This window comes from Candidatus Thiodiazotropha sp. AKAK2 (assembly GCF_058244685.1).
In genome coordinates this window covers 198,659-213,280 of sequence record NZ_JBSYOP010000033.1, presented here as the reverse complement: position 1 = coordinate 213,280, position 14,622 = coordinate 198,659, and the positions used below count along the sequence as shown (strand labels likewise).

The following is a 14,622-nucleotide window of genomic DNA, read 5'->3' as shown; positions in this document are numbered from 1 at the left end:
ATGCGTGGTTCAATCCATAGGGTGCGGTTCTCCGCACCCTTTTCGCATTTATCACCATCAGCTGTCAAAAAAAACGATCCATCCCACCGGTCGATCATCTCTCGAACTCATTTGGCTCAACCCGGAAATGTCACAAATACGCATCACTGAGATCTTTGTTTCCCTGCAGGGGGAGTCAAACACGGTCGGTCTGCCGACCGTTTTCATCCGTTTGACCGGCTGTCCACTGCGTTGTGTCTACTGTGATACGGAGTATGCCTTCAGTGGTGGCGAAAAAATGTCGATCGAGTCGATCCTGCAACAACTCTCGGAGCTGCGGATCAATCGGGTCTGTGTCACCGGTGGCGAGCCTCTGGCCCAGGCGGCATGCACGGAACTGTTGAGGCGGCTTTGTGATGCTGGATATGAGATCTCGCTGGAGACCAGTGGTGCACTGGATATCAGCGCGGTTGATCCAAGAGTGGTGCGGGTCATCGATCTTAAGACGCCGGGTTCCGGTGAAGTGAGCAAAAACCGCCTGACTAATCTGGACTGTTTGAGGGAGAGCGATCAGCTGAAATTTGTCATCAGTGGCAGGGATGACTATGAGTGGAGCAGGGCAATGCTGAAGGATTATGCTCTGGAAGGCGAGTGTGAAATCCTCTTCTCTCCCGTACATGGTAAACAGAATCCAACCCAACTGGCGGAGTGGATTCTGCAGGACAGATTGAATGTCAGGTTTCAAATGCAACTCCACAAACTGTTATGGAATGATCAACCAGGGCGATGAATAAGAAAGCCGTCGTTTTACTCTCAGGTGGTCTCGACTCCGCCACTGTATTGGCGGTCGCCCGAAGCCAGGGTTATGAGTGCTATGCACTGAGCATGGCCTATGGTCAACGCCATGCCGCTGAACTGAGTGCCGCAGCCAATATTGCCAGCTCGCTCGGTGCTGCCGATCACAAGGTCATGTCCATCGGGCTCGACTCAATCGGTGGTTCGGCACTGACCGATACTTCGATCGAGGTTCCAGAGCAACTCGCTGATGGCATCCCGGTTACCTATGTGCCGGCAAGAAATACCGTCTTCCTCTCACTGGCCCTGGGTTGGGCGGAAGTGCTTGATGCCCAGGAGATCTTCATTGGCGTCAATGCGGTGGACTATTCCGGTTATCCCGACTGCCGACCTGAATTTATCCGCGCCTTCGAACAGTTGGCCAATCTGGCAACCAAGGCTGGCGTGGAAGGCAAAGCTTTTAAAATCCACACACCTTTGATCGATCTGACCAAAGGCGAGATCATTCAGCAGGGGATCAAGCTGGGGCTCGACTACAATCTGACCGTATCCTGCTACCAGGCGAATGAGCAGGGAGAGGCTTGTGGCAGTTGCGACTCCTGCCGCTTGAGAGCGCGGGGATTTGAGGAAGCGGGGATTGCCGATCCCACACGATACTGCAAAAGCTGAATTGCGGTTTCAATCACTTCGCAAAAGAACGTGTATCAACACAAATTGCGAGACCTTTATCAGCTCCGCTGAGGTCGATCTATTCATCCGCTTCCAACAGGATGCAGGCATCCATTCGATGAACTTGAATCAGCCATGCCGGCGCTCCAGATTAAATCAACCATGTTTAGTTTTTATCCCTTGATGAAGTGATCGCAAGGGATGAGAATTGTTGATCGAGGTCGCAGGCGCTAGGGTAATCACTAGTGTTAAATGGTGATGTGCAGTTGCTATATTAAGAACACAGAGCAGTTGACAGTTTAAACAACTGACTAGGATAGCAATGCCTTGGGACTGACAGTAAAGGGAGTTAATGGTTATGACTGATTCAGCAGGTAGTGTAGGTGGTGGTGATTCAGCCGGTTCTATGGGTGGTGGATCGGATATCGGCGGATCGGATTCCAACTCATCAATGGGTGGAGACCTGTCGGGCGGTGCCTCCCTATCCGACTCCATGACGACCGGTGAACAGCTTGCCGGCAGCCCGACCACAGAAGATGGCCTGAAGGGCTCGCAAACCGCACTGGGCTCGGCTCTCGGGTCACCGACAACCGCAGAAGCACTAGCAGATCACCAGGCAACACCAACTCAAGCCAAGCCGGCAGAGGTTGACCACAGTAAGATTGATACGGCAGCAAGTATTGCCGGTACTGTGACAACGGTCAGCACCTCCACAGTCACTGCAGTGGCCGTCGGCCTAAAACAAAATGCGATCCAGCAACCTGTGGAGCATGCGATCGGCCGCCTCGAGGCGAGCAAAGATCCGGCGCAAATGACACAAGCCGAGGCACTGCGCGAAGCGAACAGGCCTGGCGGCCTGAAGGGGGCGCTACACCCGGATGCAGTTGAGTATGATGTGGATAAAACCCTGGCTGCCAGAAATCAGGTGCTGAGTGACAAATCAGTCATCGGGAACAAACTGACCAACGATCTCAACAAAGCCTCAAAGACCATCGATATGGCAGAGTCGGTCGCTAAAAAGGCCGGTATTGTTGGTACAGTTGCTGGGCCTGTCATAGGTTCTATATCGGAAGTGGCCAAGCTGGATGAAAATGCAACGACTGCAGAGCAGATAACTGCAGGCATAGTTGGCGCCGTGAAAAACGTAGACAATGCAGTCGTTGGTGGTGTGGTTGGTACAGTCGCAGGTGGGTTAACTTCAGTTACTGGTCCTGGAGCTGTTGCCACTGGATTAGCTGCTGGTTTTGTGGCAGATGAAATGTATCAAAAGGCGGGCGCTGATAAGCAGTTTGATGATTTTGTCGATAACTCTGTCGCTCCTGTTGTGCAATCCGGGATCGAGGCAGGTCTGGATATCGTCGATTCAACAGTCGAATTCAGCTCACAACTGGTAAACGATATCCAACAAACAGCAAGCGGATATCATAATAATCTGTTTGGTGAAAATGATGGAAGCGTACGGCCTTAAAATGCAGCAGTTGATTAAGATTAGCCTGTGTGCAAATGTGATTGGAATGTTGTATGAGTTACATCGTTAGAGAGGTTTTTGAACGCTTCCGTAAATACCACTATTTAGGGTATCTCAGGCACTACTATAATGCGGCAAGGCATCCCCATCCATTTCGTTTCCTTGCTTTTCTTTTGTTTGGATCCTTGGTCGTTTTCAGCCTGGCAATTTATAGTACCCTGGCCATCGTGAATAATACGTTTGAGGGTGATCCGATCTATTTTTATGGCCTGACTGCATTCATGTATCTGATAGGGTTTGCAGTTGTTCCGACCATCGTGCTCTGGATACAGGGTTATCGACACCGGGAGAAAATACTGTCCTCAGAGATTCCGGACAATCTTCCTCAGAATTCGGGTAGTGAGATTTGGTACATACTACTTTTTCTATCTATCTATCAGATTGTAAGAATAATAATCGATTGATAGTTATCAGCGATTGAGAGTCAAAGCAAGCGTCTGGTATCACGACAGTTCAATTATTAGTCTTATTGGAATGTAGTATGAGTCAGGCCATTATAAACTATCCAGAACGTATCCGTCGGTACCACTATTTGGGATATATCCGACACTACTATAATGCAGCAAGGCATCCCCATCCGTTTCGTTTTCTTGTCTTTATCTTGTTCGGTTCGATTGTTGTTTTCAGCCTGGCGGTCAGTTGTACCTTTGCCATCATAAATAATACATTTCAGGGTAGTCTGGTTGTATGTTATGGCCTGACCACATTAATGTATTTGATGGGATTTTCTGTTGTTCCAACCATCGTGCTCTGGATACAGGGCTATCGACACAGAGAAAAGATACTATCCTCAGAGATACCGGACAATATGCCTCAAAATTCAGGTAAAGAAGTCTGGTATGTATTGCTGCTTCTGTCTCTCTATCAGAGTATCAACAAAATAATTGAGTGGTAGTCAACATAGGATGAGTGTTAGCAGGCTCTAGGCTAGGTTTACAATAGCAGTCTGAGGAAGCGTCTTGGAATAATATGGTAAATCCAATCGAGATTTTCACTGATCGTCTGTTACTCAGGCAGTGGCGTAGCACCGACCTGGAACCCTTTGCCCAGCTCAATGCTGATCCCGAAGTCATGACCTATTTTCCAGCAATCTTGAGTCGTAAGCAGAGCGATGATTTAGCCCAACGCTGCCAGCAACTGATTCAGCAGCGAGGCTGGGGATTCTGGGCGGTCGAGCACAAGAGTAGCTGTGCATTCATCGGTTTTCTCGGACTTCACATACCCAGAGCTGATCTGCCATTTTTCCCCTGTGTCGAAATCGGTTGGCGACTGGCCCAATCCCACTGGGGTAATGGCTATGCCACAGAGGGGGGCAGGGCCGCTCTGCAGGTGGCTTTCGATCAATTGAATTTAGAGGAAGTGGTCTCCTTTACCGCAGTGGGAAATCGTCGATCACGACGGGTCATGGAGCGATTGGGAATGGGGGATAGCACCGAGACGTTTGAACATCCGGCGATACCCCCCGGGCATCAATTACGACAACATTGTCTCTACCGCATTTCTAAAGCGGCCTGGCAGGTCTCTCAGTGATAGAGCAGTTCCGCCCAACGGTCCTTCTCGATCAAGGACTGCTTCTGCTGATTCCAGGCATCCGCCGATCCGAAGCTCTCCTCCATCACCTTGTTGAAAACCTCTGCGGCTTTCTCCTGCCCTCCCAGAAAGACATAGGTATTGGGATCGGTGATCAGTTTTTTACACTCTTCCGCATTGGCGGCCAGGCTGTCCTGCAGACCTGATTCCACACCGATCATGGGCCTGTCGGTCAGAGCACTGAATGCTTTGAAGGTCTCGTCGTCATAATATTGACCAAGATCTTTCTGCTCATCATTCATATAGAGCAGATTCATGCCACCGTTGTCACCATAGAAAAGGCGTACCTGGCCATCCCAGCTACCGTGCTGATCGTAGATCTGACGTACAAATGCTCGGAAAGGAGCAATACCGGTACCGGTACCAATCATCAGCAGATTGCTGCTTTTGTTCGCCGGGATTTTGAAGGGGCTGCGGAACGGACCAGTAATCTTCAGTTTGTCACCGATTTTGGCGTCACAAAGATAGTTTGAGGCGATACCCGGATACCGCTCACCGGAGATCTCATCCAGGTAGAAACAGCGTCTCACCAGGATTTCCAGTTCGATGGCTTCGTTGTTGCCGGTCTGGATCGGGTTGGCGATCGAGTAGCGGCGGTGGTGATATTCATTGCCGAAGACGTGAGGACCGGGTACCAGTACCCCAATGGATTGACCGGCTGCATAGCGAAAGGTTGGGTCGTCAATCTGCAATACCAGTTGGCGGACCTCGTCCGCTGACTCGGGGCTGATTCTGGCGGTCGATTTGATGACAGCATCACAACTGTTTTCAAGATGCATATCGTCTGTGCTTTCAGGCATTTTCACTCTCTCAGAATTCTAAGTTTATCAATGAATTAGGTTTAACTGGTATTGTCTCAAACTAGCATTATAGTTGTAATAATCGCCGCTCTCTAGTGCTTCAGCATTGGATTTTTAAACTTCATCTATTTATAAGTGCGGTGAGCAAATCGGCCAGCATTGGTTTGGTATCAGGGTGAAATCATAGCGACTGAAATTCCAATGTGACTCAGCTTACCAAGATCAGCGATAATAGTCCGATGTCTGAATCTTCTGCTTCAAAAATAGTCGCTGTCACGGTCACCTACAATATCGATCATAGCTTCGAAGCGTCACTGCAGAGCTACCTGCATCAGGTCGCTTTGGTGGTAATTGTCGATAACAGTACCGAGACGGAGGCACAAAACCGAGTCAGTGCGATTGCACAAGCCCACCCTGAGCAGATTTTTCTGATTCAGAATGGGGACAACCTGGGGCTGGCCAAAGCGCAGAATCTGGGAATAAGGCACGCACTTGACGAGGATGCAGACTGGGTATTGCTGATGGACGATGACAGCAGTGCCGATCCGCAAATGGTTGAGCGACTCGTTCAAGCTAAACAGATCTATCCAACCCATCCTGGAACCGGGATTGTTGTTCCCAAATACCTGGAACAGAGTGTCAACAGGGAGGCCCTGTTTGTCACGGCCCCTGGTGGAAAATACCATTGGCCCAGATTTGCCAAGGTCGGTTTTTCCGGCCAACCTATACTGCAGGATATCTTCATTGCCATCAGTTCCGGTAGCCTAATCAAGGCGGAGCTGTTCGAAGAGATCGGTATGATCCGGGAGTCTTTCGACATCGACTATCTGGATGTGGATTACTGTCTGAGAGCCATTGAGGCCGGGTACAGGATTGTCGCCGTGCGGGATGCTGTATTGCGGCACAATCTTGGTGAACAGACCAAACACCACTTCCTCGGCCGTCATTTCTTTGCCTGGAACCACTCTGCCAGACGCCGCTTTACCATCTATCGCAACCGCACCCGTATCTGGCGAGAACAGCTATTTCGCTTTCCAGGCTTTGTGTTGTTCGATTTCATGGCCGCATTGATGGATCTGTTCAGGATCATAATGTTTGAACAGCAGAAATCAGTAAAACTCAAGTCAGTGCTGAAGGGCATGGGGTTGGGTCTGTTTGGCTCGGGGTTGAGAAAACAGGCGAGCGATTCCTCTGCCAACACAGTTTCTGGATGAGTTACTATTTCGTCGCCGGTGGAATAAGGTTAAAGAACCGGTTGATCGGTCATTGGTCAGAGTTACAGTGACTCAATCCGGTAGTAGCCCGGCTGGCCCCCAGACAGATCAAACCGCTGCTGGTGGGGCTTGACCCGGAAGTGCTGAATTTGCCGAAACGGCCCGATCGGTGTGGTTGAGTGGCTCAGCCGATAATCCCCGGCAGTGAGATTTCTGGTGATCAGTTGAGTGCCTGTTGCGCTCTTTTTGAAAACAACCTTATCGTATGGTGCAGCTAGGGGCTCGCCGATAAAAAGGCCTTCCCCGGGTTGTTGAACGCTACGCCAATAGGCTTCCAGCAGGGTCTGACCATGACTGTAGTGCTCCATCACCAGACGGGGGTTGGGAAACTTTCCCAGATGATTGCAGGGCTCTACCACCGTACCAAAACTGCCAGTGGCACCAGCTTCCAACCAGCGTAGGGCGCTCATCTGCTTACTGCCGCTGAGCACACCACCTGCGGAGGTGAGATGGTCGGCAATGGCGCCTGGGAGAAACTTCAGGGTCTCCAGCCCATCGATATGTTTTCGGCCGGTAAAGTAGAACAGCACATCCTTGCGATCACGCAGGGCGTTGCCTCTTATCACTTCGGTATCGATCCAGTTGTGCATCAGACGGCGGGTCATCAGATAGTCCTTTGCTCGTACATTGCGCTGTTTATCCTGGGTGCTCATCAGATAGGCAGTCCCTTGCGGGAGCGTGCCGTCTGCAGCAATACCTCGATCGATCAGGGCTTTGGCCTCGGTGAAGCTGTTTGCCGCAATACTGATGCTGGGTCGAATCGAGAGGTCGTTATAGGGGGTGACCCCTAGGTAGTCGTAATAGGGGCTGCGGCGGGTCGAGGCGCAGGTGCGATCTGAGCACCAGGCCTTGTCATAGCCGAATGTGAGCGCAGAGGTGATCGACATGCAGCCGACCCGGAAGGGGGCAACCCAGGTGATGGCGTACGCTTGGATGCTCGACGGTGTGATTTCCAGCAGTTTTTGCCGGATCCGTTGGAATTGCTGTGGTGGGAGAGTTTTCTTCCCAGGTTTGAAGCTGACATGCAGCAGGTTGGCAGCTGGGATGCCCCGTGCCTTGATATAGTATTTGCCGATGCGCTGGCTGAGAGGATCCTGATCATTGACAACCACGGCCAACTGTTCTGATGTGAGACGCTGTCTGGGAAGGTCAATCGGGAGTGTTCCCGCCGTAACGGGGAGTGATAGGGAGAGCAGCAGGAAAAACCTGACCAGTTTCCATGTTGAATTGTTTGTATTAAAAAGTTTATCCATAACAAACTGACTTTTTTCCATAAATGAGTGTAACTTACATAAGCCTATCAGAGCTGAGTCAAAATCCCTGAGATGGCTATTGCCGGGTAAGGGGTATGAAACGTATTGTTCATTTGTTGGTCTTAACCCCCATATTTTCCCGACTACTTTGCTATGATTGGGCGATTCGTCTGAACCGGGCACGGGTTGTACTGGAGCAGCAGTAGGATAGAATCCTCTGAGGCGCAACATTGTTCAACTGAAAAAAGTGGTTAGACAACAATTTAAACAGCCTTCTGCTGCCGGAGATCATCGTGCTGCGTAACTATCTGTTTTTCATTCTCCTTACCGGTCTGCTGACTGGATCCATGGCTGAGGAGAAAACCCAGGATTCTGTTGTCGATATGTCCGCTTTGATCGATGTCTCCGGACTGGTTGAAAAAGTCTCGGATAAACGCGTGGTTTATGTGGGTGAAACCCACGACCAGTATCAGCACCATCTCAACCAGCTGGCGATCATCAAGGGCCTGCATGCCAAGCATTCAGACCTGGCTATCGGTCTGGAGTTCTTTTTTCAACCCTACCAGAAAGTGCTTGACCAATATATTGCCGGAGAGATTGACGAAGCCGGTCTGATCCGCGGCAGTGACTATTTCAATCGCTGGCGCTTCGACTATCGGCTCTATCGTCCGATCTTCAGCTTTGCCAGGGAGCATGGGATTCCCATGATCGCGCTCAATCTGGAGCGTGAAATCACAGACCAGGTGAGCCGGGAGGGGATCGAGAGTCTCAGCCCGGAGCAGCAGGCCAGACTGCCGGCTGAAATCGCCCGGGATAATGAGAGCTATCGTGAACGTTTGCAAACCATCTATGAGGCACATCCCCACCGGGAAGGGCGGGATTTCGAACGTTTTCTAGATGTCCAGTTGCTGTGGGATGAATCGATGGCGGAGCGTGCGGCTGAGTGGATTGAGGAGAATCCCCAGGGCCACCTGGTGATTCTGGCCGGGGCTGGTCATCTGATCTATGGGGATGGCATCCCAAGCCGTCTGTCACGTCGGGTGGATGCGAGTCAGGCGATTGTACTGAATGTCAATTCAGTCCCCGAGCTGAATCCTGAGCTGGCGGATTATCTGATCCTGGCCGATCAACATAAGCTGCCACCCAGTGGTAAACTGGGGGTATTCCTGGATGTGGAGAGCTCACCGCCCAGTGTCAATGGATTCGTTGAGAACAGCGGTGCCGCGGAAGCCGGCATCAAAGAGAAAGACCTTCTGGTATCCGTTGATGATCAACCGATTGAGAGCTATGCAGAACTGCGCATTGCCCTGATGGACCGGGAGGTCGGTGAAGTCGTCAAGTTGTCAGTCAAAAGGGAGCGGCTGGTTTTGGGTACCATTGTCGAGACCTATCAAGTCACACTGCGCTGAGGAGCCGCTGAACTGGTTATGAGCCGACCTATTGATGCCGCATTGCACCACCACCTCTTCAGTCGGTGCACTTTGATTGTCACTCTGTTCGTCCCGGGTCTGTTCCAAACCCCCTTAAGCTGATCAAACCAACTATGGCTAAACAACCAGAACTGCTGGCACCCGCCGGCACCCTTAAAAACGCCCGCTATGCATTCGCCTATGGTGCCGATGCGGTCTATGCGGGTTTACCCCGTTACAGCCTACGGGTCAGAAACAACGATTTTCTGGAACAAAACCTGGCCACCGGGATTGCCGAGGCGCATGCATTGCAACGCCAATTCTATCTGGCCTGCAATGTGATGCCTCACAATGCCAAGCTGAAGACCTTCATCAAAGATCTCGAACCGATCATCGCGATGGGGCCGGATGCCCTGATCATGTCCGATCCTGGCTTGATTCTGATGGTCCGGGAGCGCTGGCCGGAGATGCCGATTCACCTTTCGGTACAAGCGAACACAGTGAATGGGGAAGCAGTACGGTTTTGGCAGCAGCAGGGAGTGAGTCGGGTGATACTCTCCCGGGAGCTGTCACTGGATGAGGTGGCTGAGGTTCGCCAGCACTGTCCGGACATGGAGCTGGAGGTGTTTATCCACGGCGCCCTCTGTATCGCCTATTCGGGACGTTGTCTGCTGTCGGGCTACTTCAATCATCGTGATGCCAACCAGGGAACCTGCACCAACAGTTGCCGCTGGGATTACAAGCTCTCCCAGCCGGTCGCCGGACCTGAACTCAGTAGCGGGCCGGCCGACGTGACCAGACACAGCGCCGCTGATCAAGTTTACTACCTGGAAGAGGGAGGGCGTCCCGGTGAACAGATGCCGGTGTTCGAGGATGAGCATGGCACCTATATCATGAATTCAAAGGATCTGCGTGCTGTTGAGCATGTGGCCAGGCTGGTGGAGATCGGTGTCGATTGTCTGAAGATCGAGGGTCGCACCAAATCCCATTACTACACGGCGCGTACCACCCAGGTCTATCGTAAAGCAATCGATGATGCGGTGGCGGGGCGCCCATTTCAGCCCACATTGATGGCGGATCTGGAGAGCTTGGCCAATCGGGGATTCACCGATGGTTTCTACCAGAGGCATGAGTCTGATGAGCTGCAGAACTACCGATTCGGCAGTTCCCAGACAGAACGCCAGCAGTTTGTCGGGGAGATAACCGGCATCGATCCGGAGGGTGGCCTGGTGGAAGTGGATGTTAAAAACAAAATTCGAGTCGGTGACCGGCTTGAGCTGATGACACCCGATGGAAACCGGGATTTTGTGCTTGAGAGAATGGAAGACAGACATGGCAATCAGATGCATGAAGCGCCTGGCGGGGGTTATCAGGTACGGGTCGAGTTACCGGCCGAAGCGGTGACCAACGGGCTGCTCTGCCGATATCTTGAATCCACATGAAGCTTGGGCTGAGGATTGCGGTCAACACACTGGTTGGCGCGATTCAGGGTGTACCCGCTCTGCTCAAGCTTTTTGATCAGTACCAGGTCAAGGCCAGTTTCTTCTTTGCCACAGGTCCGGATAAAAGTGGCCGGCTGATTAATAAGAGTCAACAGCCCTGGTACCCTCATCTGCCCCTGAACTCACGCCTCTACGGCGTGCTGCTAAAGCCGCCACAAATAGTCGACGAAGCTGGGGATAGGATGCGCGCAGTCGCTGCTGCCGGTCATGAGACAGGCATCCTTTGTCATGATCGTGGCCGTTGGCTGAAGGGATTAGCCCATGCCGATGAAGCCTGGACTCGCAGTGAATTGCTGAAGGCTGTCGACAGATACACTGACCTGTTTGGTAATCGGCCCAGCTGCATGGCATCCGCCGGCTGGCAATCCAACCCTCATCTGCTGCGCCTGCAACAGGAGCTGGGCTTCGACTACGCCAGCGATGTCCGGGGAAAGAGCGCTTTTTTACCGCTGTTACAGAATATCGAATCCAGCTGCCCGCAACTGCCGACCACCCTACCGACGATCAGTGAGCTGCTCAGACAGGGGGGAGAGATCAATCTGCAGAATGTGCATGAGTATCTCTATGCGGAGAGTCAGCATATTCTGCCCCATGGACATATCTATGCCTGTGATGCGGAGGTGGAGGGCATTGCCCATCTTGATGTTCTTGAGAAACTGGTGGTGATGTGGCGCAATCTGGACGAGGGGATTCAGCCACTGCATGCTTTTCTGGATGAGCAAAACAGGGCGCAACTGAAAACACACCTGATCGGCTGGTCGAATGAGATGACGGGGGAGATCTATCAGGCAACCCAGAGTCTAAAGCAAGATTAAGTGGATCAATTTCCGAGTCATTTTCAGTGCTGTAAGTGACATATGGTTGCCCGCGAGAAAGGTTTTATATATCAAAAAGGGTAACGAAACTGTTTGCAATATTGGCCACAACAAATATCAGATTGCCAAACAAGAACAAAGAGCTCCCCTCTCCCCTTGAGGGAGAGGGGCTTTTGGTTTTGGTCAAAGTGGATTTGCCAGCTATCAGAGAGGTTGGCTAAAACATTGATACTTCACGACAGGAGTACCTTCTGTGCACACTCATCAATCCAAAAAACCGCAAACATTATCAGACCGGATTGATTACGCTGAATCACAGGAGGTAACAGTATGAAGAAGACAACAGCAGAGAACTACCGGCAACGGGTTATCCGGGTGATCGAGTATATCCACGACCACCTGGATGATGATCTCAACATCAACCTGCTGGCGGATGTCGCATTCATGTCACCCTACCATTTTCACCGTATCTATCGGGAGTTGGCCAGGGAGACCCTGAATGCGACCATCCGACGTCTACGCCTCCAACGTGCGGCTGTTGAATTAATCAGTTCAACCAAGTCGATACTACGCATAGCCACCTCGGCTACCTATGGCAGCCCCGAAGCCTTTACCCGTGCGTTCACACATCAGTTCGGTGAATCCCCCACCGAATACCGAAGTGCAAGACGTAACAGTAAGAGGAACGAACCCTTTGTGGCTATGCTACCAACTGCGAGAGAGGAGTATCGTGACATGTACAATGTTGAAATTGTTGATTTCAAACCGGTCAATCTGATTGGCTATTCCCATCAGGGTGACTATATGGAGATAGGCAGAACGTTTGAAAAGTTGTTTGTATATGCCTCCAGCCATAATTTGCTGAGTGATAAGACGCGTTCAATCGGTCTCTATTTTGATGATCCAAAGACCGTGGAGTCTAAGAAGCTTAGGGCATTTGCCGCCATTTCTGTAGTGGATCAGACGGATCTGCCGGAAGCTGGTGAAGCGCCTGAAACGAATCGGATTCCGGGCGGGACCTGTGTGAGCCTACTGTTCAAAGGCTCTTATGCGGAGCTGGAGAAGCCCTATGACTGGTTGTTTGGTCAGTGGCTGCCACAAAGTGGCTATGAGGCGGTGGACTTTCCACCCTTTGAAGAGTATCTCAACGATCCAAAGGATACACCTCCGAGTGAGTTGTTGACACGTATCAACTGCTTCGTTACCAACGCTTGAGGTTGGTGTCTGATTCTGTGGTCTCATAACAGTTCAGAGTGAGTGTCAAACATGGTGCGGTTTAGCCGCGCCATGTATCTATGCTGATTCAAGCCGAATAGTTCATGGCCGCTAACTATTTGGTGACCGGCTTAATAGCCAAGATAGTGGTTAATTTCAGCAGATCATCATGAATATGAACTCAAGCAAGATATACTGGGTTTTGCTGCCCATTCTGCTGTTGTCAGCGGCTGTCGCTGAGGCGGAGATATTCAAGTGGACCGATGAGCATGGAAAGGTTCATTTCTCTGACAAACAACCAGCCGATGCTGAAGCCAGTGAAGTCAAACTTAAGATCAATACCATCAAAAGTGTCAGTTTTGACCGGTCAATTTTCAATTTCGGTAAAAAGGTAGTGATCTACAGCACCGATTGGTGTGGCCATTGTGAAAAGGCCAAACGCTATTTCAAACGGAAAAAGATCAAATATACCGAATACGATATTGAAAAGAGTAGCAAGGGAAAAAGGCAGTATAAGAAGATGGGTGCAACCGGTGTGCCGGTTATTCTGGTCGGTAAACGACGAATGAATGGATTCAGTGAAGCTGGGTTTGAGAAGATCTATAACAACCCTTAGTCGTAGTTCGTGTCGTCGGGTTAATAAGGATGGGCAGGCTCGATTAAGCCGATACCCATCCTTCTTAAAGGCTACTACAGATCCAACTCAGCGATCGGATCGATCAAATAGGGCTTGGCATGCAGGTAGTGGGTGGTTTTACGTTTATTGTCGATGTCCTGCTTGACGAATTTCGCCTGATCTTCACTGATTCCCAGCATTTCGGCCAGCTCTTGGGCTGTGGCGCCATGGTTATGGGCCCACAACGCTTTATCCATCTCCTGGTAAGGCAGGGCGAAGTAGAATTCATCCTGGCCCTGGGGCAGGCTGTAGGTGTCGGTGGTAGGAATGGCGTCGCAGATCGAGTCTGGCAGTCCAAGGTGTTTCGCCAGTGCATAGACCTGGGTTTTGTAGAGATGGGCGATCGGTTTCACATCGGCCGAGCCGTCACCGTTCTTGACGAAAAAGCCCTGATCGTATTCGAGTCGGTTGGGGGTGCCGACCACCGCATAGTTCAACCGGTCTGCGTGATAGTACTCGATGGTTTTACGAATACGCTGTTTGTAGTTGGTGGCAGCGACGATCTGCAGATACTCGCGCAGATCCAGGCGCTTCTCCTGAAGATTGCCTGACGGATCCTGCACCACCAGCATGAAATGGTTGACCTGACCATCGATCCCGCCTTTGATCACAATCTTGTTTTTCCAGCCATCGGTATATTCCGGAAAGGTCTTTTTGATCGCTTCATCACGGGCATCGTAACAGCCGATTGCTTCAAGGGTGGAAGCGATGTTGTGCTGGGTGCTCTCAACACCGAGGTGCTGGATCAACTGGCTGCTTCTTGATTGGGTGTCTTCCGCTGAATCCACTTCGGGGAGCTGCATGAAAAAACACTTCTTGGGACCGATTGCTCGTACGGCAAGCGCCGCCGAGACCGAGCTGTCAATACCACCGGAAACCGCAACCACCAAACCACGTTTTCTGAGTTTGCTGCGCAACAGTTCACGCATGGTTTCACAGATGTGTTGTGCGGCTTGTTCACGGTCGAAATTGAGAACTTCTGCTTCGTACCGTTCTGAAAAGGATTGCATGCTGATTCTCCCCTTGATTCTGTTTATTGCCCATCCGGTATGCGACTGACTGCGCTACAGGTTAGGTTTTGCTAATTTCCAATTGCTTAAACTTTCATTTTGCTGGT

At 51.1% G+C, this 14,622-nt stretch carries 15 protein-coding genes; 12 read left to right on the top strand and 3 right to left on the bottom strand.

Annotation, left to right across the window (positions count from 1 at the left end):
• The first annotated feature begins 127 nt into the window (after positions 1–127).
• The 6 genes from queE to AC4IE8_RS16185 all read left to right on the top strand — a co-directional run bounded on the left by queE (position 128) and on the right by AC4IE8_RS16185 (position 4,501).
• Positions 128–769 carry a 7-carboxy-7-deazaguanine synthase QueE gene (queE, locus tag AC4IE8_RS16210; protein ID WP_068995563.1) on the top strand — a complete coding sequence of 214 codons (642 nt, stop codon included), beginning with the start codon at positions 128–130 and terminating at the stop codon, positions 767–769.
• Positions 766–1,443, top strand: a complete 678-nt coding sequence (gene queC / locus AC4IE8_RS16205) for a 7-cyano-7-deazaguanine synthase QueC (RefSeq protein WP_068995564.1) — start codon at positions 766–768, stop codon at positions 1,441–1,443. The genes queE and queC overlap by 4 nt, the downstream gene beginning before the upstream one ends.
• Before the next feature lie 358 nt (positions 1,444–1,801).
• On the top strand, positions 1,802–2,911 hold the full coding sequence (locus AC4IE8_RS16200; protein ID WP_490791472.1) for a hypothetical protein: 1,110 nt from the start codon (positions 1,802–1,804) through the stop codon (positions 2,909–2,911).
• A 53-nt stretch (positions 2,912–2,964) separates the two neighbouring features.
• Positions 2,965–3,375, top strand: a complete 411-nt coding sequence (locus tag AC4IE8_RS16195) for a hypothetical protein (RefSeq protein ID WP_068995566.1) — start codon at positions 2,965–2,967, stop codon at positions 3,373–3,375.
• 77 nt (positions 3,376–3,452) lie between these two features.
• Complete coding sequence (locus AC4IE8_RS16190) at positions 3,453–3,866, top strand: hypothetical protein (protein ID WP_490791471.1); 414 nt, start codon at positions 3,453–3,455, stop codon at positions 3,864–3,866.
• Between the two features lie 74 nt (positions 3,867–3,940).
• Positions 3,941–4,501: a GNAT family N-acetyltransferase gene (locus AC4IE8_RS16185; RefSeq protein ID WP_068995568.1), complete on the top strand. Its 561-nt coding sequence runs from the start codon at positions 3,941–3,943 to the stop codon at positions 4,499–4,501.
• Here the strand turns inward: AC4IE8_RS16185 and AC4IE8_RS16180 are convergent.
• Positions 4,495–5,361, bottom strand: a complete 867-nt coding sequence (locus AC4IE8_RS16180; RefSeq protein ID WP_083226294.1) for a ferredoxin reductase domain-containing protein — start codon at positions 5,359–5,361, stop codon at positions 4,495–4,497. The two genes, AC4IE8_RS16185 and AC4IE8_RS16180, sit on opposite strands and share 7 nt — an antisense overlap.
• A 239-nt stretch (positions 5,362–5,600) precedes the next feature.
• On the opposite strand from AC4IE8_RS16180, the gene AC4IE8_RS16175 reads away from it, so the two are divergent.
• The gene (locus AC4IE8_RS16175; protein WP_490791470.1) at positions 5,601–6,575 is read left to right on the top strand and encodes a glycosyltransferase family 2 protein; all 975 of its coding nucleotides are present in this window, start codon (positions 5,601–5,603) and stop codon (positions 6,573–6,575) included.
• A gap of 62 nt (positions 6,576–6,637) precedes the next feature.
• On the opposite strand, the gene AC4IE8_RS16170 is transcribed toward AC4IE8_RS16175, so the two are convergent.
• The gene (locus AC4IE8_RS16170; protein WP_068995643.1) at positions 6,638–7,888 is read right to left on the bottom strand and encodes a TIGR03790 family protein; all 1,251 of its coding nucleotides are present in this window, start codon (positions 7,886–7,888) and stop codon (positions 6,638–6,640) included.
• A gap of 293 nt (positions 7,889–8,181) precedes the next feature.
• Between AC4IE8_RS16170 and AC4IE8_RS16165 the strand changes: the two genes are divergently transcribed.
• The 5 genes from AC4IE8_RS16165 to AC4IE8_RS16145 all read left to right on the top strand — a co-directional run bounded on the left by AC4IE8_RS16165 (position 8,182) and on the right by AC4IE8_RS16145 (position 13,445).
• On the top strand, positions 8,182–9,297 hold the full coding sequence (locus AC4IE8_RS16165) for a ChaN family lipoprotein (protein WP_490791469.1): 1,116 nt from the start codon (positions 8,182–8,184) through the stop codon (positions 9,295–9,297).
• Positions 9,298–9,431: 134 nt separating this feature from the next.
• Positions 9,432–10,739: a prephenate-dependent tRNA uridine(34) hydroxylase TrhP gene (trhP, locus tag AC4IE8_RS16160; protein WP_068995571.1), complete on the top strand. Its 1,308-nt coding sequence runs from the start codon at positions 9,432–9,434 to the stop codon at positions 10,737–10,739.
• Positions 10,736–11,614, top strand: a complete 879-nt coding sequence (locus AC4IE8_RS16155; RefSeq protein WP_068995572.1) for a polysaccharide deacetylase family protein — start codon at positions 10,736–10,738, stop codon at positions 11,612–11,614. Before trhP ends, AC4IE8_RS16155 begins: the two co-directional genes overlap by 4 nt.
• Positions 11,615–11,944: 330 nt before the next feature.
• Complete coding sequence (locus tag AC4IE8_RS16150) at positions 11,945–12,829, top strand: AraC family transcriptional regulator (RefSeq protein WP_068995573.1); 885 nt, start codon at positions 11,945–11,947, stop codon at positions 12,827–12,829.
• A gap of 169 nt (positions 12,830–12,998) precedes the next feature.
• On the top strand, positions 12,999–13,445 hold the full coding sequence (locus tag AC4IE8_RS16145) for a glutaredoxin domain-containing protein (RefSeq protein WP_490791468.1): 447 nt from the start codon (positions 12,999–13,001) through the stop codon (positions 13,443–13,445).
• Positions 13,446–13,519: 74 nt separating this feature from the next.
• Here AC4IE8_RS16145 and nadE read toward each other — a convergent pair whose 3' ends face one another.
• Positions 13,520–14,515, bottom strand: coding sequence for an NAD(+) synthase (nadE, locus tag AC4IE8_RS16140; protein ID WP_490791467.1), 996 nt, complete (start codon positions 14,513–14,515; stop codon positions 13,520–13,522).
• Positions 14,516–14,622 lie beyond the last annotated feature (107 nt).